Annotated in this window: 15 protein-coding genes; 4 read left to right on the top strand and 11 right to left on the bottom strand. The window is 65.3% G+C overall.

What is annotated here, in order from left to right; all coding sequences use genetic code 11:
• Positions 1-15 precede the first annotated feature (15 nt).
• Genes LMJ30_RS05360 through LMJ30_RS05350 form a run of 3 tightly spaced genes read left to right on the top strand, consistent with a single transcriptional unit; the run spans position 16 to position 4,799 of the window.
• Positions 16-2,517, top strand: a complete 2,502-nt coding sequence (locus LMJ30_RS05360) for a glycoside hydrolase family 3 protein (protein WP_229431315.1) — start codon at positions 16-18, stop codon at positions 2,515-2,517.
• Positions 2,514-3,476 (top strand): glucokinase, encoded by a 963-nt coding sequence (locus tag LMJ30_RS05355; RefSeq protein ID WP_229431314.1) that lies wholly within the window; start codon positions 2,514-2,516, stop codon positions 3,474-3,476. Before LMJ30_RS05360 ends, LMJ30_RS05355 begins: the two co-directional genes overlap by 4 nt.
• A 15-nt stretch (positions 3,477-3,491) precedes the next feature.
• On the top strand, positions 3,492-4,799 hold the full coding sequence (locus LMJ30_RS05350; protein WP_229431313.1) for a sugar MFS transporter: 1,308 nt from the start codon (positions 3,492-3,494) through the stop codon (positions 4,797-4,799).
• 9 nt (positions 4,800-4,808) lie between these two features.
• On the opposite strand, the gene LMJ30_RS05345 is transcribed toward LMJ30_RS05350, so the two are convergent.
• From LMJ30_RS05345 to LMJ30_RS05325, 5 genes are all read right to left on the bottom strand, one after another.
• Positions 4,809-6,308, bottom strand: a complete 1,500-nt coding sequence (locus tag LMJ30_RS05345; protein WP_229431312.1) for a tryptophan halogenase family protein — start codon at positions 6,306-6,308, stop codon at positions 4,809-4,811.
• 11 nt (positions 6,309-6,319) lie between these two features.
• Positions 6,320-7,309, bottom strand: coding sequence for a cupin-like domain-containing protein (locus tag LMJ30_RS05340; protein WP_229431311.1), 990 nt, complete (start codon positions 7,307-7,309; stop codon positions 6,320-6,322).
• Positions 7,302-7,997: a SapC family protein gene (locus LMJ30_RS05335; RefSeq protein ID WP_229431310.1), complete on the bottom strand. Its 696-nt coding sequence runs from the start codon at positions 7,995-7,997 to the stop codon at positions 7,302-7,304. Before LMJ30_RS05335 ends, LMJ30_RS05340 begins: the two co-directional genes overlap by 8 nt.
• A 41-nt stretch (positions 7,998-8,038) precedes the next feature.
• Positions 8,039-9,595 carry a tryptophan halogenase family protein gene (locus tag LMJ30_RS05330; RefSeq protein WP_229431309.1) on the bottom strand — a complete coding sequence of 519 codons (1,557 nt, stop codon included), beginning with the start codon at positions 9,593-9,595 and terminating at the stop codon, positions 8,039-8,041.
• 87 nt (positions 9,596-9,682) lie between these two features.
• Positions 9,683-12,685, bottom strand: a complete 3,003-nt coding sequence (locus tag LMJ30_RS05325; RefSeq protein ID WP_229431308.1) for a TonB-dependent receptor — start codon at positions 12,683-12,685, stop codon at positions 9,683-9,685.
• A 296-nt stretch (positions 12,686-12,981) separates the two neighbouring features.
• Between LMJ30_RS05325 and LMJ30_RS05320 the strand changes: the two genes are divergently transcribed.
• Complete coding sequence (locus LMJ30_RS05320) at positions 12,982-13,791, top strand: glycoside hydrolase family 16 protein (protein ID WP_229431307.1); 810 nt, start codon at positions 12,982-12,984, stop codon at positions 13,789-13,791.
• Positions 13,792-13,863: 72 nt separating this feature from the next.
• Here LMJ30_RS05320 and lipA read toward each other — a convergent pair whose 3' ends face one another.
• From lipA to LMJ30_RS05290, 6 genes are all read right to left on the bottom strand, one after another.
• Positions 13,864-14,850 carry a lipoyl synthase gene (gene lipA / locus LMJ30_RS05315; protein ID WP_229431306.1) on the bottom strand — a complete coding sequence of 329 codons (987 nt, stop codon included), beginning with the start codon at positions 14,848-14,850 and terminating at the stop codon, positions 13,864-13,866.
• Positions 14,847-15,566, bottom strand: a complete 720-nt coding sequence (gene lipB / locus LMJ30_RS05310) for a lipoyl(octanoyl) transferase LipB (RefSeq protein ID WP_229431305.1) — start codon at positions 15,564-15,566, stop codon at positions 14,847-14,849. The genes lipA and lipB overlap by 4 nt, the downstream gene beginning before the upstream one ends.
• 84 nt (positions 15,567-15,650) lie before the next feature.
• A complete protein-coding gene (locus LMJ30_RS05305) occupies positions 15,651-15,920 on the bottom strand; it encodes a DUF493 family protein (RefSeq protein WP_229431304.1) in 270 nt (89 codons plus the stop codon).
• Between the two features lie 285 nt (positions 15,921-16,205).
• Positions 16,206-18,119 (bottom strand): DUF6600 domain-containing protein, encoded by a 1,914-nt coding sequence (locus tag LMJ30_RS05300; protein WP_229431303.1) that lies wholly within the window; start codon positions 18,117-18,119, stop codon positions 16,206-16,208.
• Positions 18,120-18,229: 110 nt separating this feature from the next.
• Complete coding sequence (locus tag LMJ30_RS05295) at positions 18,230-18,877, bottom strand: LysE family transporter (protein ID WP_229431302.1); 648 nt, start codon at positions 18,875-18,877, stop codon at positions 18,230-18,232.
• A gap of 87 nt (positions 18,878-18,964) precedes the next feature.
• Positions 18,965-19,249: an HU family DNA-binding protein gene (locus LMJ30_RS05290; RefSeq protein WP_131423695.1), complete on the bottom strand. Its 285-nt coding sequence runs from the start codon at positions 19,247-19,249 to the stop codon at positions 18,965-18,967.
• Between the last annotated feature and the right edge of the window lie 134 nt (positions 19,250-19,383).

The following is a 19,383-nucleotide window of genomic DNA, read 5'->3' as shown; positions in this document are numbered from 1 at the left end:
GACCGGGACACTGATATGAAAACCAAACTGAACATGCTGGCGCTTGCTGTTGCCGCCGCCGTCGCACCTGCCTTCGCCGCGCCGCTGGCCGACTGGCCGAAAGTGCAAAGCGAGATCCAAACCGACGCCGCGCTTGAAGCCCGGGTTGCCGCCATCGTCGGCAAAATGACGCTGGCGCAGAAAATCGGCCAAATGACCCAGCCCGAGATCAAGAGCGCCAGCCCGGCCGACGTCACCAAATACTATCTCGGCTCCGTGCTCAATGGCGGCGGCAGCTGGCCGAACCTCAACAAGCGCGCATCGGCGGCCGACTGGGTCGCCCTGGCCGACCGCTACCACGATGCCTCGATGGCCACCGACATGGCGGTCAAGGTGCCGGTCATCTGGGGCATCGACGCGGTCCACGGCAACAACAACGTCTTCGGCGCGACCATCTTCCCCCACAATATCGGGCTTGGCGCGGCGCGCGACCCGAAACTGGTCCGCGAGATCGGCGCCGCGACCGGCAAGGCCGTGCGCGCGACCGGCATCGCCTGGGTGTTCGGCCCGACGCTGGCGGTGGTACGCGACGACCGCTGGGGACGCACCTACGAAAGCTTCTCGGAAGACCCGAAGCTGGTCGGCAGCTACGCCGGGCCTTATGTGCGCGGCCTGCAGGGCGGGTTCAAGGACGACGCCAACGTTCTGGCCAGCGCCAAGCACTTCATCGGCGACGGCGGCACGGAACACGGCAAGGACCGGGGCGTCACCAAGGCCAGCGCCGCCGACATGATCAACATCCATGGCCAGGGCTACTACCCGGCGCTGCGGGCCGGCGCCCAGACGGTGATGGCTTCCTTCAACAGCTGGAACGATGTGGCCGCCGGTGTCGATTACGGCAAGATGCACGGCAGCCGCGCGCTCATGACCGACGTCCTGAAGGCCAAGCTGGGCTTCGACGGCTTCATCGTCAGCGACTGGAACGGCATCGCCGAAGTGCCGGGCTGCCGCAACGACAGCTGCCCGCAGGCGGTCAACGCGGGCATCGACATGTTCATGGTGCCCGACGACTGGAAAGCCTTCATTGCCAACACCACCGCGCAGGTGAATGCGGGCGAGATCCCGATGTCGCGCATCGATGATGCGGTTACCCGTATCGTGCGGGTCAAGCTGCGCGCCGGCCTGTTCGGCAAGCGGCCTTCGCAAAACGCCCACGCCGGCAAGGAGCAGTCGCTGCAGGCACGCGCGCTGGCGCGCCGCGCGGTGCGCTCGTCGCTGGTGCTGCTCAAGAACGAGGGCCCTTCGCTGCCGCTTGCCCGGGGCAAGAAGATCCTCGTGGTGGGCAAGAGCGCCGACAACCTGTCGAACCAGGCCGGCGGCTGGTCGCTGACCTGGCAGGGCACGGACAACAGCAATGCCGACTTCCCGAACGCCGACACCATCCTGGCCGGCATCCGCGACGCGGCCGGCGCCGCCAACGTGACCTACAGCATGGACGGGCGCGGCGTCGACCTGTCGCGCTTCGACGCCGTGATCGCGGTGATCGGCGAGCGCCCTTACGCGGAAGGCGACGGCGACATCGGCCCATCGGGCACGCTGCGCCACAGCAGCCGCCATCCGGAAGACCTGGCCGTCCTCGAGGCGGTGGCCGGCAAGGGCAAGCCGGTCATCACCGTGATGGTGGCGGGGCGTCCCCTGTTCGTCAACGACCTGCTCAACCTGTCGGACGTATTTATCGCGGCGTGGTTGCCGGGCACCGAAGGCAAGGGCGTGTCGGATCTGCTGGTCAAAGGCCGCAAGACCTATGATTTCACCGGCAAGCTGTCGTTCTCATGGCCTAAATCGGCCTGCCAGACCAGCCTGAACGTGGGAGATGCCAATTACGCGCCGCTGTTCGCCTACGGCTATGGCCTGAACAGGGCGACGCGTTCGCGCCTGGGCAAACTGGACGCGTCGTATGCGCCGGGCGGCTGCGGCGTCACCAACAGCTACCCGGTCTTTGGCCAGGCCGACCGCGCCAGCTTCCCGCTGGCGATCCGCAGCGGCGACGCGCTCAAGCCGCTGGGCGACGACCTGAACGCCACCATCACGCTGCCCGGCGTGACCGCCCAGACCTCGCAGATCAACACCCAGCAGGATGCGAAGCTGCTCACCTGGACCGGGCCGGCGGCGCTGGAAGCGCGCGGCGTCCGTCCGATCACCCCGCCTGCACAGGCGCTCGCTGGCGGCGTGCTGCGTTTCGATACCATCGTCAGTACGGCGCCAGCCGGCAAGGTGACCATTGCGATGCAGTGCGCGCAAGGATGCGGCACGCCGCTCGATGCGACCGCGCTGTTTGCGCGCCTGGTCGGCAAGGGCAAGCAGGCGGTCAAGATTCCGCTGTCCTGCTTCGTGTCGAAGGGCGTCGACCTGGCCCGCGTCGTTACGCCTTTCAGCGTCAGGAGCGAGGCGCCGTTTGCCGCCTCGTTTGCCAATATCGAGATCCTCGGCGGCGCCGCCGCCGATGCCGACGCGGTGCGCTGCGAGGAGCTGCCATGAGCGCCACAACGGAAGAACTGCGCCTGCTGGCCGACATCGGCGGCACCAATGCACGCTTTGCGCTGCAGTCACACGACGGACAGCTGGAGCACATCGAGGTACTGCAGTGCGCCGGCCACGCCACCCTCGGCGACGCCATGACGGCCTACCTTGAAGGTGCAGCGCGGCGCGGTGCAGCCGTGCAGTCGGTGCGCCGCGCCGGGATTGCCATCGCCAATCCCGTCGAGGAAGACCTGGTCAGCATGACCAACCACCACTGGAGCTTCTCGATCTCGCAGCTGCGCGCCGAGCGCGAGCTCGACACGCTGCTGGTGGTGAACGATTTCGCCGCGCTGGCCATGTCGCTGCCTTACCTCGCCCCCTCGCAGCGCACCCGCATCGGCGGCGGCCTCGAACTGTCGGGGCGCCCGATCGGCCTCATCGGCCCCGGCACGGGGCTGGGCGTATCAGGCGTGATCCCGACGGGGACAGACTGGATCGCGCTGGCTGGCGAAGGCGGCCATGTCAGCTTCGCGCCGGCCAACCGCGAAGAGGTCGCGATCCTTGACATGCTGTGGAACGAGTACGGCCATGTGTCTGCCGAGCGCCTGCTGTCGGGGAAGGGGCTGGAGCTGATCCACCGCGCCCTGTCGGGGAAACAGGCCGCCGCTGCAGCGATCACCCAGGCTGCGCTCGACGGCAGCTGCGCCGATGCGCGCCGCACCGTCGACTGCTTCTGCGCGGTGCTGGGCAGCGTCGCCGGCAATGTGGCGCTGACACTTGGGGCCACCGGCGGGATGTATATCGGCGGCGGCATCGTGCCGCGTTTCGGCGCGCTGTTCGCGCAATCAACGTTCCGCCAGCGCTTCGAAGACAAGGGCCGGCTCGGCGCCTACCTCGCGCGCATCCCGACCTACCTGATTACCGAGCAGTATCCGGCACTGCGCGGCGTTGCCGCAATGCTGTCGCGCGCACACTAACATTACGGAGACACCATGGAACATTCGGCACACAACACCGCGGCGCTGGCGCCCGACACCGGCAACGCGTCCGCATCGAACACCGGCCCGCTGGTCATCGTTACCATCCTGTTCTTCATGTGGGGGCTGTTGACCTCGCTGAACGACGTCCTGATCCCCCACCTGAAGTCGATTTATACGCTGACCTACCTGCAGGCGATGCTGGTGCAGTTCTGCTTCTTCGGCGCCTACTTCATCGTGTCGCTGCCGGCCGGTATGCTGATCAAGAAGATCGGCTACCAGAATGGCGCCGTGACGGGGTTGCTGATCGCGGCAGCCGGCTGCGCGCTGTTCTACCCGGCCTCAAAGAACGGCTACGGCCTGTTCCTGTTTGCGTTCTTCATCCTTGCCAGCGGCATCACGATCCTGCAGGTGGCGGCCAATCCGTATGTGACCGTGCTTGGCTCGCCGCGCACGGCATCGAGCCGCCTGACCCTGACGCAGGCGTTTAACTCGCTGGGCACCACCGTTGCTCCGAGCCTGGGCGGCATCCTGATCCTGTCGGCCGGCGCACTGGGCGCCGACCAGCTGGCGCAGATGTCGGCCAGCGAGCAGGCCAGTTACCGCGCCGCGGAAGCAGCGACCGTGCAAGGGCCTTACCTGGTGCTGGCCGGCGCGCTGGCCCTGCTGGCGATGCTGTTCGCCATCGCGCGCCTGCCGAAGATCAGTTATACCGCCGACGCGGCCGGCGACGCCGGCGCCAAGGGCTCCGTCACCGCGCACCGCCACCTGGTGCTGGGCGCGGTCGCGATTTTCTTGTACGTGGGCGGTGAGGTCAGTATCGGCAGCTTCCTGATCAACTTCCTCGGCGAGAGCAATATCGCGGGCCTGAACCATGCCGCCGCTGCGCATTACGTCAGCCTGTACTGGGGCGGCGCGCTGGTGGGACGCTTCATCGGTTTTGCCGTGATGCGCTACGTTAGCCCAGGCAAGACGCTGGCGTTCAACGCGCTGGGCGCGATTGCGCTGATTGTCACCGCCATTGTCGGCGAAGGCCAGGTTGCGATGTGGGCCATCCTTGCGGTAGGCCTGTGCAATTCGATCATGTTCCCGACCATCTTCAGCATGGCGCTGCATGGCCTGGGCAAGTTCACCGGCCAGGCTTCCGGCGTGCTGTGCACCGCCATTGTGGGTGGGGCGCTGGTGCCGTTTGCGCAGGGCCTGCTGGCCGACACCATCGGATTGCAGCTGTCGTTCGTGGTGCCGGCGCTGTGCTACGGCTTCATCCTGTTCTACGGCGTCAAGTACGCCAACCTGCACAAGCTGCCGGGCGCGCCGGCCTGATTGGCGGCGTTACGCCGGCGCGCGGCAGTACTTGTCCACATACTCCTGGTGCAGCGGCAGCTGCACCACGGTCTTGTCGATCGCCGAGCTGATGTTACCGAGGAAGTGGGACAGTTCTGCGTCCCCCATCAGGTCGGCGCTCTGGTGGTGCCGGCGCGGCATGACGCCCTGGCCCAGCATGACCTGGATCCACGAGTTTTCGGCGAACAGCTCGTTCGGTACGCGGAACACGCGCCCGGTCTCGCGGAACAGGTCGATCCGGTGCTGCAGCGATGCCGGGATGGCCATGCTGCAGCAGTCGCGCCAGAACGCCGAATCCTGGCGGTTGGTGACGTGGTAGTGCAGGATGATGAAGTCGCGGATATGCTCGATCTCGGCGTTTGCCTGCTTGTTGTACTCATCGATGTCCGACTGGCAGATGCCATCGGACGGGAACATCTGCATCAAGCGGACGATGCCGCGCTGGATCAGGTGGATGCTGGTCGATTCGATCGGCTCGAGGAAGCCGCTGGCCAGCCCGATCGCCACGCAGTTCCCATTCCAGACCTTGCGGCGCTGGCCAGGCGTGAACTTGATCACGCGTGGTTTGGTCAGCGGCTCGCCGTCGATATTGGCGAGCAGCGTGCCGACTGCCCGCTCGTCGTCCATGTAGCGGCTTGAGAATACGATGCCGTTGCCGACCCGCGATTGCAGCGGGATGCGCCATTGCCAGCCCGAGTCGCGCGCGATCGAGCGGGTAAGCGGTATCGCCGGTCCGGTCGACGGGGTTTGCACGGCCACCGCGCTGTCGCAAAACAGCCAATGCGACCAGTCTTCGTATTCCACGCCCATGGCCTGGCCGATCAGCAGGGCGCGAAAACCGGTGCAGTCGATGAACAAATCACCTTCGATCTCGGCGCCCGAGTCGAGCCTGATCGAGCGGATATCGCCCGAACCAGCGTGCTGGCTGACTTCGACAATCTTTCCTTCGATGCGCTTGACGCCGAAGCGCTCGCTGAACTTGCGCAGGTAGCGCGCATAGGCGCTGGCGTCGAGGTGGTAGGCGTAGTTCATGCCGTTGCGCGGCAGGTGGGCGAACTTGTTGGCCTGTGCGGCCTTCAGTTCGAGGCAGTAGTCGCCGTAATCGCCCGCCAGCCCGCGCTCGCGGCCCTTCATCCAGAAGTGCTGGAAGCCGGCGGTCCAGTGATCTGTGCCGGTCAGGCCGAAGGAGTGGATGTAATCCTGTTTGACGTCGCGCCAGTTTTCAAAGCTGATGCCAAGCTTGAAGGTGGCCTGGGTGGCCGCCATGAATTCCTGCTCGTTGATGTCAAGGAGGTGATGGAAGTTCATCAGGGTCGGTATGGTGGCCTCGCCCACGCCCACCGTGCCGATTTCGTCCGATTCGACCAGGCGGATGTCGAGCAGTTTGCCCAGCGTTTTCGACAGCCCGGCCGCCACCATCCAGCCAGCGGTGCCGCCGCCTGCGATCACGACCCGGCGAACCTTGTTATCCCTATTATCTTTTTGCATCCCAGTCTCCTTCAGCGGTTCATTCGTTTCAGCAGTTGTGCGCGCAGTGCGCGGGTGGCGTCGGCGTCAAGCGGCGACAGGATGCGGCGCGCGCCCGGTTCGATATGTGCCGCGGTGTCTTCGCCGGCCTCGAACACGTAGTGCCTGAACAGCTCCTGCCAGGCCTTGCGCTGCGCAGGCGGAAGATCGCGCACGCTCATGATGGCGTGCATCAGCGCGTTGGTTGGGGTATCCATGTACTCGGGCGACTGCCGCCACCAGTAGTTGACCAGCACATTGAACGGGTCGAGCGCCTCGACGTGGTGCCACCACATGCTTGGTATGAAGATGGCGTCGCCGGGGCCCAGTTCGGCGACCTGGGCGTGTTCCAGCGCGGTGGCGAACTTCGGGAAGCGGCCAAAGTCGGGCTGCGCGAAGTCGACCAGGCTGATTGCCTGCCCTGCGGGCGTATAGTCGAGCGGCCCGACATACAGGTTGCTGAGCTGGTCAGGCGGGAACAGCGTAAAGCGCCGGTGGCCTACGGCGACACAGGCCAGGTTGTCGGGCAGGTCGTAATGGGCGGCGATGCGGGTCTTGTTGCCGATCCAGACACTCATCAACGCGTCGCGTTCGCCCAGGCCGATGTCGTTCTCGGCCCGCAGCCCCGGCAGGCAGGTGTCGACCGTGGTGGAGCCGACGTAGATGGCCGGTGGCCTGGCGTCGTTGCGGCGCGCCTCAAGTTCGCCCAGTACGGTGTCGAGCTTGACGTGCACCGGGCGAAAGTTAAAGCCGCCCAGGTCCTGGTTGTAGAAGAAGCGTCCATCGATGTCAGGGGCGCCCAGCATCGCCACCACGGTCGCGTCCTGGTAGAAGCGGCGCAGGTAGGCGTCCGCCGCCTGGCTCGATTCCAGTCCCGCGCGCACCAGCGGCCAGTGCGACACCAGGCTCCGGATGATGACTGGCTCGGTCGACTGGAGCAGCGCGTCGTCGAGCACCAGGCCGGCGCCGTCGATTTCACGCACGGCGGTTCTTGCGCTCGATCAGCGCGCGGAAGTTCGACAGCGACGCCATTGCAAAGTAGATGGCGGCCAGGTAGCCGGCCCGGTTCAGCCGTTCCAGCACCGCCCCGTCCAGCATGGCCAGGCGTTCTTCGTTGATGGTGTAGAAGCCGGCCAGCCGGTTCTGCGATCCGTCATTGAGCTCGATATCGAATACGAACGATTCCAGCAGTTCGTTTTGCAGCAGCGCTTGCGTGAAGCCTGCCACGTCCTGCAGGCCCTGGTGCAGCGCCAGCAGGGTGGAGTTCATGCGCTCCAAAAATTCGGTGTTGCCGCCATGCGGCAGGAATACCGGCTCGCCCTCGCTGCTGCCCACGCGCGGGTTATCGAGGTCCACATGCACCATCAGCTCGTCGCCGCTGACGCCGATCAGGAAGGGCAGGCGTTCGACCGACAGCGGCAGGTCGGTGGCGTCCCATGCGCCTTCGTCCAGGAACAGGTTTTCGCCTTCCTGGAAGCCGAACAGGGCCACCGGCTCGAAGGCCCCATCGCGGGTCTTGCGGAACACGATCGGGTAATGCGCCTGGAGGGTACGGAATTCGGCGGGGAAGGTCAGCGCCAGCATGAGGTTGTCGCCCCAGGCGGCGCCGCGGCGGGTGACCACGCGCAGGTCCTTGTGGTCTACGTTGTTCAGCAATACTGGATTAGCCATGTCTCTTCGCTCTTTGTCGTTGTTGTGGTGTCAGTGTTACGTCAGATCCGCGGCAGCCCGTGGCGGCCGATGTGCGCCAGCAGCGCACGGTTATCGGGCAGCGCCGCCAGCATCTTGCGGGTCAGGTCGGCGGCTTCGCGGAAGCAGGCGTCGGCCGCGCCGGCAAATTCCGCCTTGCGCAGTGCGTGTTCGGGTTCCATGCCGCGGCCCATCCCGTACAGCACGTACTGGTAGCTCGCCGACGGGAAGACTTCCTCGGTGCGGAAAAAATCGTGGCGCGACGGCGACCGGTGGCGCCACAAGGCCATCAGTTCGGCGAGGCGCTCGGGAATCGCCTCGGGGCGGCAGTTGTCGCGCCAGTAGGCGGAGTCGCGGCGCTGGCTCAGCACGTAATGCAGCTTGAGGAAATCGATGACCCGTTCCCAGCGGTAGGTGAAGGCGTCGTTGAAGCGGCGCGCGGTGATGTCCATCGCCTCACGGGTGGCCGGCATGTCCTCGCTGAGCATGGCGGCGGACAGCTCGACCAGCGCCAGTGCGGACGCCTCCAGCGGTTCGATGAAACCCGCGGACAGGCCGATCGCCACGCAGTTGCGGTGCCAGAAGCGGCTGCGGTAGCCCGGCTCGAAACTGAGCTTGCGCGGGGTGGCGATGTCCGCCGGCCCGCCGTTGTCGCGGATGTAGGCGCGCAGTTCGCGCTCGGCCTGCTCGTCGCTGATGTGGGCGCTGGAGTAGACGTGGCCGATGCCGCGCCGGCTCGGCAGGCCGATGTCCCAGATCCAGCCGCTGCTTTGCGCGGTGGACGTGGTCTGCGAGGCGATCGGGCTGTCCTCGCTGGCATAGGGAACCTGCACCGCGAGGGCGCTGTCGTTGAACAGCACGTGCTTTTGCGGCAGCAGCGGCACGCCGAAGTGCTGGCCAAGCAGCAGCGAGCGCATGCCGCTGCAATCGATGAACAGGTCGCCCCCAATCGCGCCGTGCGCGCGGGTGAGCAGCGCCGCGATGTCGCCGCTGTCGTGCGACTCGATGCCATCGACATGGTCAAGGATGTGGCGCACGCCAAGCCGCTCGACGCAGTGGCGGCGCAGGAAGACGCCGAACTTGCCGGCGTCGAGGTGGTAACCGTAATTGGCCACCGCTGCGAATTCAGGCGTGGCGGCCTGTTTCGGCGCCCGGCCGTTGACGCACAGGTGCGGCTGGAAGCTGACAAGGTCGGCGAATGGCACGCCGGGATGGCGCGCCTGCCAGCGCGCGGCCAGGTCGGCATCGCCGTAGCCCTGGGGCAGCACGAAAGGGTGGAAGTAGTAGTCGTTGTCGCCGCCGGTGACCCAGCGGTTGAAGCGCGAGCCCTGTTTGAATGAGGCGTCGCATTCGCGCAGGAATTCCGACTCGGACACGCCGAGCTTGCGCAGCGTGTCGCGCATGGTCGGCCAGGTGCCTTCACCGACGCCGATCGGCGGCACGTCGGGCGACTCGATCACCGTTACCTGCAGGCCGCCGCCGGAACTGGCGTGGTGTTCGGCCGCGATGACGCCGGCGGCCAGCCAGCCGGCCGATCCGCCCCCCAGGATCACGATGTGCCTGATCGATGTACTCACCATGCAAATGCCCTTGTTATACAAGCCTCGACATTAACCCGAAAAGGCCGCGGCACCGCCGCGGCCTTTTCAAGTCACTATTATTGTCGATTAAAACTTGTAACGGGCACCCAACATGTAACGCGGGCCCGACTGGGTCACGAACAGCAGCTGGTTTTCGGTGCGGCCGTGGATGCGCTGGATCTCGTCGGTGACATTGATCGCCTCGAACTGCAGGCTCAGCTTGTCATTGACCGCATAGCCCACACTGATGTCGAGCTGGCCGTACGCTTCGGTGTAGTTCGGGTTAGGCCCCGAACCGTCGAAGGTCCCCGACAAGAACTTGCCGCGCCAGTTGTAGGCTGCACGTGCGGTCCAGGTCGCGTCTTCGTAGATGGCCACCAGGTTGGCCGAGTCGCTCAGGCCGACCAGCGCGAACTGTTCGCCGACGCTCGCGTTGTCGTATTCCAGCCCCGAATTGACGTAGGTGTAGTTGGCCGACAGCCCGAAACCGCTGTTGCCGAACATGTGCTGCACGTTGACCTCCACGCCATTGAGGTCCGCCCGCTTCTGGTTGGAGAAGGAGGTGATCTCGAAATTGGCGATCGGATCGCCTGGCTGGCCGACGATGGTGCCGGTGGCGTTGCCCGCCGCGTCATCCGGGCCGCGCGTCACGCCGGCGCTGCCGGCATGGTTGCGGAAGATGTAGTTGCGGATGCAGGTGGTGTCGCCGCCGCTGCAGCCATTGGCAAGCGCCAGGTTCCACAACGCGCCGCCGACCGGCGTACGCAGGTTGAACGGCGTGGCCGACACCTTCGACTGGCCGGCATAGTTCTCCAGGTCCTTGCGGAAGTAGCCGACCGAGAAGAAGTTCTGCGGCGCGTAGTACCACTCGTAGGACAGGTCGATGTTCTTCGACTTGACCGGCTTGAGCGACGGATTGCCCTGCGAGCCAGTGCCGCCGTTGATGCGCGCCAGCTGGTCGAGCACCTGCCCGCCCTGGATCTGGTCATAGCGCGGACGGCCGATCGTATGGCCATAGCTGAAGCGCAGCTTCATGTCCTTGTTCAGCTCCACGTCAGAGTCGAAGCTCGGCAGCACGTGGCGGTACTTGCCTTCCAGGCTGGTAAACGATGGCGCTCCGAAGCTGATCGGGAACTCGTTCTGCGACACCCACGAGATACTCGTCGCGGTAGGCACCAGCGCCGTCGAGCGCACGTCGGTCTCTTCGTAGCGTACGCCGATGGCGGTGTGGACCGGCAGCGCGGTATCCCAGTCGGTATTCACCTGCAGGTAGGCGCTCTTCGATTTTTCCGTGGTGCGGCGGTCGGTATCGTAGGTGGTCTTTGGCAGGTACAGCTGCGGCAGGCCCGACGCGGTTGCCGCGATCTGGCGCACTTCTTCGAAATCGAAGGTGTAGAACTGGTTGAACAGGCCCGCATTGTCGCTGCCGCTGATCTGGTCGAAGTACTGGCGCACGGTTTCCGGATGCCAGACGCTGCTTGGGTAGTCGGCCGGCGAAGTGGCGCCACCCCAGGTGTCGCGCTGCTGGTTGGAGAACGCGGAGCGGTTTTCTACCTTGGTGGCGGCGAGGCCGAAGTTCAGGTTGGACGCTTCCATCATGCGCAGGCGGCCCTTGAACTGCAGCTGGTCGATATCGCCCTTCATGTAACCATTCTGGAACACCGAGCCCGTCACGTGCTGGCGCGCGCGCTGGAAGTCCGCCCCCTGGATCGACAGCACCGGGAAGTCCTGGCTGAAGTCGACGCCGGTGGTGCCGCGGCTGAAGCTCGCCGTGCCAATCGTGTTATTCGAGCCGAACGGGCTGTCAGGCACCGATTCGGCGCTCGACTTGTGGGCGTCGAGTTCAAGCTTGAGCGAGCTGTTGACGCGCCATGCCGTGTTGAAGCCGATCGATTCGTTCTGGGTCTTGGTCGCGAACTGGGCGCCGCCCATGGCGATGTCGCTGGCCGCAGGATTGATGATCTCGGTGTAGAGGAGCGGGCTCGCTACCGGGCCGTCGGTCCAGCTGGTGGACGACGGGCCGAAGTTGAACCAGGCCGACAGGTCGTTGCGGCGGGTCTGGATCTTGTTTTCCGAGTAGGTGAAGTCCAGCGTGGTGGTCAGGTCCTTGGTTGGCGCGAACTGCAGGGTAAGCTGGCCGTTGGTGCGCTGGCGCTGCACGCCGTTCATGTTGTAGTTCAGGTTCTGCGGGACCGAATACAGGTCGCCCGGTGCGGGACGGTTGACGATGTTCTCCGAGCCAGGGGTGCCTGGCTGGGGGATCGTGCCCCAGTTGTTCTCGTCGCCGCGGAACGGGCCCTTCCAGCCGTTGGAGACGGCGGCCTGGTTGAAGCCCAGGTTGCGCTCCTGGTAGCTGGCGCTGATCGCGACGCCGAATTTTCCGTCGGCGAAGGTGTTGCTGTAGATGCCGGAGACTTCGGGCGTGACCTTCTCGCCGCGCTTGACGTCATCTGGCAGGTTGGAGGCCGAGGTGTCATACACGCCCTTGACGCCGATGCTGGCCTGCAGGCCAGGACGGTCGAGCGGGCGGGCCGTCATCACGTTCAGCGTGGCGCCGATGCCGCCGGTCGGGGTCTCCGCGCGGCTCGACTTGTACACCTGGATCTGCGAAATCGCTTCGGACGCCAGGTTGGCGAAGTCGAAGGCGCGGCCGTTCAGGTCGCCCAGGTTGGAGGTCGGCATCTGGCGCCCGTTCAGCAGCACCATGTTGAAGTCGGGGCCTACGCCGCGGACGGTGACCTTGGAGCCTTCGCCGATCGAGCGGTCGATCGACACGCCGCTGATGCGCTGCAGCGATTCGGCCAGGTTGGTATCCGGGAATTTGCCGATGTCCGCCGCGACGATGCCGTCGACGATGCCGTCCGAATTACGCTTCAGGTTCATGGACGAGACCATGCTGTTGCGCAGGCCGGTCACGACAACGCGCTGGACGGCAGGTTCTGCTGCGGCGTCAGTGGTGGTCGTGGTGGTGGTGGTGGCCGCTTCCGCCTGGGCGGCTGCTACCTCCTGAGCGTAGGCCGGCGCGAGCGCGGCGCAGGCAGCGGCAACTGCCAGGCTCATTAACTTCTGGTTCGCCTTTGGGTAGTGCATGTGATCTCCTCAATCTCTATTTTTATAGATTTATTCTTGTGCCACTGGGTGCGTTTTCCTGCTCATTTCCAGCGATTTGTGGAAACGTTTCCATCAAAGCTGTCTGAATATTAGGGTCAGCGAAAAAAATTGTCAACGGAATATTTTGCCAAGGGGTTCACGACGATTGCCGAATGCCGGGAACGCAACAGAATCAGCGGAAAACGCCGCGTGCGGTGTCGGTTGACATGACAAAAACCCGAAGGTATAGTGAAATAGGAAACGTTTCCAATCTCGCTGCCGAAAAGGGCGCCACCATGAACATTCGAGCACTGTGCCTGCTGACTGGCGCGTTCCTGCTGCCACCCTGTTTCGCGCGGGCCGAACCGCCCCCTGCTGCGGTGGCTCCCCCGGGCTGGGTGCTCGACTGGAGCGATGAATTCGACGGCGCCACACTGGATGCGCGCAACTGGATTGCCGAAACCGGCGGCAATGGCTGGGGCAACAACGAGCTGCAGTACTACACGGCCCGGCCCGAGAATGTGCGCGTGTCCGATGGCTTCCTCGTTATCGAAGCGCGCAAGGAGCGTTATGAACAGCGCGAGTACACATCGGCGCGGATCAAGACCGCGGGGCTGAAAGAGCGTACCTACGGGCGCTATGAGGCGCGGATCAAGGTGCCGAAGGGCCAGGGCATCTGGCCCGCGTTCTGGATGCTGGGCAGCGGCATCGCCACGGCCGGCTGGCCGCGCAGCGGCGAGATCGACATCATGGAAAACATCGGCAAGGAACCGGCAACGGTGCACGGCACTGTGCATGGCCCGGGCTATTCGGGCGAACACGCATTCGGCAAACCATCAGTGCTCGCAAGCGGGAATTACGCGGACGGCTTCCACGTGTTTGCGGTGGAGTGGGAACCACGCGAGATCCGCTGGTACCGCGACGGGCAGCTGTATCACACCGCGCGGCCAGAACTGGTAAAGGGCGACTGGGTGTTTGAACAGCCTTTCTTTGTGCTGCTGAACCTCGCGGTCGGCGGCTACTGGCCAGGCTATCCGGACGCTACGACCGTGATGCCGCAGCGGATGCTGGTCGATTACGTGCGGGTGTACCGGCGCCCACAGTGAGCCGCTGACCGGCCGGCGGCCGATTCGGCGGATGCGCTTGCGCTTATCCGCCCTACCTGCACGGATCGCCTGCTAGGCGGCGACGCCGGCGTTGTGCGCCTGTACGTCGGCGTGGTACGAGCTGCGCACCATCGCGCCAACCGCGGCGTGCACGAAGCCCATCTCGTATGCCTTCTCCTCAAACATCTTGAAGACGTCCGGGTGCACATAGCGGCGCACCGGCAGGTGCGAGTTCGACGGCGCCAGGTACTGGCCGATGGTCAGCATGTCGATGTTATGGGCGCGCATGTCGCGCATCACTTCGAGGATCTCTTCGTCGGTCTCGCCCAGGCCAACCATCAGGCCCGACTTGGTGACCGCGCCCGGGTACATCGCCTTGAAGTCGCGCAGCAGCTGCAGCGAGTGCGCGTAGTCGGCGCCCGGGCGCGCTTCCTTGTACAGGCGCGGCACGGTTTCGAGGTTGTGGTTCATGACGTCCGGCAGGCCGTCCTTGAAGATGTCGAGCGCCTTTTGCAGGCGGCCGCGGAAGTCCGGCACCAGCACTTCGATCTTGGTCGATGGCGTCAGCGCGCGCGTCTTCTGGATGCAGTCGACAAAGTGGCCTGCGCCGCCGTCACGCAGGTCGTCGCGGTCGACCGAGGTAATCACCACGTAGGAGAGGCGCAGGTCGGCGATGGTCTTGGCCAGCTTGCCCGGTTCTTCCGTATCGAGCGGGTCAGGGCGGCCGTGGCCGACGTCGCAGAACGGGCAGCGGCGGGTGCACTTGTCGCCCATGATCATGAAGGTCGCGGTGCCCTTGCCGAAGCATTCGCCGATGTTCGGGCAGCTGGCTTCTTCGCACACCGTCACCAGGTTATTGGCGCGCAGGATGTCCTTGATTTCGTAAAAGCGGCTCGATGCGGTGGCAGCCTTGACGCGGATCCAGTCCGGCTTCTTCAGGCGCTCGACCTGCTCGATCGGGACGATCTTGATCGGAATGCGCGAGGTCTTGCTTGCGCCTTTTTGCTTTTCGCTCGGGTTGTAAGCGGGGACGGTGCCGGTGTCGATGTCGGTGGTCATTTGGCTGCTTGCCCTGGAGGGGCATGGTTGATGTTGTTCGGGTCGGGCATGGCCAGCTGGCGTACCAGTTCAGCCGCCAGTTGCTGCTGCACGTCGGCCAGTGCCGCATGCACGCCCATGGTGCGCATGTCGACGGTGGCCAGGCCGGAATAGCCGCAAGGGTTAATCCATGAAAACGGCGAAAGGTCCATCGCGACATTCAGCGACACGCCGTGGTAAGTGCATCCGTTACCGCGCACCTTGAGGCCCAGCGCCGCGATCTTGGCGCCTTTGCGCGGGCCGGCGGCGATATAGATGCCTGGCGCGCCCGCGATGCGCTCACCTTCCAGATTATACGCCTGCAGCACGTTGATGATCGCCTGTTCGATTTTTGTCACAAACTGGCGCGCATACAGCTTGCCGCCCGGCTTACTGCGGCGCAGGTCGATCAGCAGGTAGATCACCACCTGGCCGGGACCGTGGAAGGTCACTTCGCCGCCACGGTCGGTCTGCACCACGGGGATGCCGTGGGCGGGAACGCCAGGGCCGGCCAGCAGGTGGCCACGGTCGGCGCCGAGGCCCAGCGTGAACACCGGCGGGTGCTCGACGATCCACAATTCATCCGGCGTGCCGGTGTCGCGCGCGTCGGTAAAGGCGCGCATCGCGGCGAACACGGGTTCGTAGTCGGCGCGGCCGAGATCACGGATGATCGCCGGTGCGGGGCAGATGGCAGGCATGAAGATAGCGGGTGGCGGTTGGGTTACGGCACCCGCCATTATAAGCCAGCGCCAGCTTGCTGCCAGCGCCGGCCCAGGTGTGGCTTACATGACAATCTTGACCATTGGGTGGGCCGACAGGGCGCGGTACAGGTCGTCGAGCTGGGCGCGGCTGGTCGCGCGCACGGTGACGGTCAGGCCAGTGTAGTTGCCTTTGGCCGAAGGGCGCTCTTCCAGGCGGCCGATGTGGAAGGTCGGGTCGAATTCGAGGACGACATCGACGATCGTGGCGGCGAAGTCCACATGCGTCGCGCCCATCACCTTGATCGGAAAGTCACTCGGGTATTCGATAAGGGAGTCAGGGGTCGTGGTCATACACATTCCAGTTCAAACGCGTTCAAAGGTACATTGTAGCCAATGTTTTGCGTTTGGCCAGCCGCGGAAAAAAAGCGGCCAGCGCGAGGCTGGCCGTAAACTACTTCCATCGTTGGGGGGGAAAATAGCGGAGGACAAAAAGTCGGTAGCGGAAAAACCATTGCGCTACCGAGTGATGCCACTGTACCGATTCGCCCCCTTCAATGCGGCATGGATGCGACGAACGGTGCGATACGCCGCCTGTGATGCAGAAATGGCGGAATGAAACGCACGGCCGCGCAGGTCTTAGTGCTGGTCGAAACCACGACTGTTACCACGGTTCTGCGACTCTTCCCGGCTGCGGCGTTCCTGCCTGGACACCGGATTGTCGGCATGGGGTGCAGGCGCCTGCACCTGGGGCTGCGGTTGAGGCTGGGGCGCGATGCGGCGCGGTTCTGGCTGCGCCTGCTGCATCTGCTGTGGCGCCGGCTGCTGGACCGCCGCCGGCGCGGCCTGCAACTGGCCCTGGCGCGCGCGCCGCATTTCTTCCATCTGGCTGCGGCGCATCTCGTCCATTTGCATGCGGCGCATCTGGTCGGCCTGCCCCCGGCGTGCCTCTTCCAACTGCGCCTGGCGCAGCTGGTCCAGCTGGCTGCGGCGCGCCGCTTCCGCCTGTTCGCGGCGGGCTGCTTCCATTTGCTGGCGGCGCGCTTCTTCGACCTGGCCGCGACGCTCTTCGCGCCAATCGCCGCGCTGGTCGTCGGCAACGCGTGCTTCACGGCGGTCATCGCCGCCACGGTGCTCGCGGCGCGGCGCCGGCTGGACCTGCACAGGAACGGTAACCGGCGCCTGGACCTGCGGCTGCACCGCCGCAGCCGGTGCTGCCTGCAGCGGACGGCGCACACGGTACGACACGTCGCCGGCTTCGACGTCGGCGTCACGGTGGCGGCGAATGCGTCCGGCGCGCTCTGCCGGGGCCTGCGGCGCCAGTACCGGCGCGTTCTGCAGCGCCAGCGGGGTGACCACGGCGCGCGGGGTGGCCGGCACCACGATCGGCGCGCGGCGCTTGAAGTGGTCATGCGGGACCACGGTCAGGCCGTGGCGGCGGTGGTCGTCGCCGCGGCGGCGGCCCTCATGCGGATGCACATGGCGGTTAATGTGGCGCAGGTGGTCGTGCCGCATCCGGTACGAAGGCGCATAGTGTTCGCCGAATCCGAGCGGGTACCAGCCTTGCGCGGGCGCCGAGCGGTGCAGCGGACCCGAGTTGAACGCCAGGCTCCAGCCGCTGCCGCCGACCCAGCCCACCAGTGCCGGCGCCCACACAGGGCGGCCGATGTGGCGGCCAGGCGCCCAGCCCCAGCGCTGGTTGATCATCACCCAGCGGCCGTAGTGCGAGGGCGCGTAGCCCCAGGGCGCGTTGTCGATCCAGGTCCAGCCCCAGGGCGAGACCCAGGTCCAGCGGCCGTCGCGGTAAGGCGCCCAGCCGGCCGATACGTGGCGTGGCAGCCACACCGGGCCGTATTCGCTGTTGTCGCTCCAGCTGCCGTAGCGGTCCAGCTCTTCGTACCCGGTCATTTCGGTGGTGACGTAGCGGTCGGAGACCACGCGGTCGTCCTGCTGGTCGCGCAGGCGCGCCCAGTCGTCGAAGCTGGTGCGCACCGCCAGCGCGGTGACCAAGTCGCCGTGGCGCATTTCGACGCGGCGGCCGGGACGCAGCGAGAAGGTCGAGCCGTCAACCTCCACCAGCGCGACGCCGTCGAATACGTCGACCAGGCTGGCGTCGGGGTTGGCGTCGACGCGGATGCGGCCCGCTTCGCGCATGCGCACGCGGCCCTGCGGCGTCTCGATCGAGAAGCCGTCGAGCACCTCGGCGTTGCGCACGCGGATGTTGGCGCTGCCGTAATGCAGCAGCAGCTGCAGGCGGTCATCGTCCAGCTCGAGCACTTCGAGCGACGAGTCGCCGTCAAGGCGCACGGCGGTCGAGCCGATGCGGATTTCGGTGCGCCCGTTGCGTTGGGTGGTGATGCGGTTATCGCTGGTCACCGGCCAGTTCACCAGGGCGCTGTCGGGCTGGTCGCCGTCTTCGGTGCTGATGGTCACCGGCCCCTGGACCAGGGACACGCGGCCGACGCGCCCGGGCGCTTCGGACTGGGCTTGCGCGAGGACGGAGCAGGCCATCAGCGCCAGCACGGCCGCAGCTCTCATAAAGGGACTACGCATGGTGAACTCCAGGGAGATGGATTAGGGCATTTGCCAAGTATAAAACGCGGCATGGCGGCGAACGGACCACAACCGTTACAAACGGTTGCAATCGGCCGGGGACGAACGCTTTATGCGGCGGAGGCGCCGCGCTTGACGAAGAACAGGGCGCCGCCGACCAGCATCAGCACGCCGCCAAAAAAGCGGTTCTGCTTTTTGACTGCACGCGCATCGCGGAAGAAGCGCTGCATCGACGAGGCCAGGAAGGCGTAGCCGTTCATGACCACCGAGTCGATGCAGACCATGGTGATGGCCAGGATGCCCAGCTGGGGCAGCAGCGGCGCTTCTTTGGAAATGAACTGCGGCAGCACGGCGACCATGAAAATGATCCCTTTCGGGTTGGTCGCATTGGTCAGGAAGCCGGTCAGCACGCGCTTGCCGAACGCCGGCACGTAGGCCTGCACTGGCGCCGCGGCGGTGCCGGGCATGATCTCGACCTTCGAGCGCCACTGCGCGAGGCCGAGCCAGATCAGGTAGAGCGCGCCCACGGTCTTGACGATGTTAAAAGCCAGCTCCGAGGCCAGCAGCAGCGAGCCGACGCCGGCGCCGGCGATCGCCAGCACCAGCAGCAGGCCAAGCTGGAGCCCGAGCACCGTTGCGCTTGCCTTCTTGACGCCATACGACAGCCCGTGCGACATCGCGAGCACGGCGCCCGATCCGGGCGAGACGGCAATGATCGACGCGGCAAAGACAAAGGCAATCCAGGTGGCGAAGCTCATGGGGGGAATTCGGGGAGGGGAAACGGCGCGGCGCCACGCCGCGGCGCCCGGCGTACCGGGCCCGCTGCGGGCACGCGGGGGTGGTGCTTACTTCTTCTTAGGATTGACAGCCGACTTCAGGGTCGCGCCAGCCGAGAATTTAGGCGTCTTCGAAGCAGCGATCTTGATTGCTTCGCCGGTCGATGGATTGCGGCCCTTGCGTGCAGCGCGCTTGGCTACGGAGAAGGTGCCGAAACCGGTGATACCTACCGTGTCGCCCTTTTTCAGGCGCTCGGTGATGATGTCGATGATCGTGTTGACGGCGCCGTTCGCGGCCGCGCCGGACATCTCCGTACGCTTCGCAAATTCTGCAATCAGTTCGCCTTTTTTCATACTATCCTCCGGGGTTAAAAGAGCGGGAAGATTAGCATAATTATTGCCGTGTGTAATAAATTCTAAGGCGGCGACGCAAAAGTAAGCCCTGCTGTGACTGGCTTGCGACGGTTTTGGTGCATTGCGGCGCGCAC

Source organism: Massilia agrisoli (assembly GCF_020831365.1).
Classification (GTDB): domain Bacteria; phylum Pseudomonadota; class Gammaproteobacteria; order Burkholderiales; family Burkholderiaceae_D; genus Telluria_A; species Telluria_A agrisoli.
This window is presented reverse-complemented; position numbering and strand designations above follow the sequence as displayed.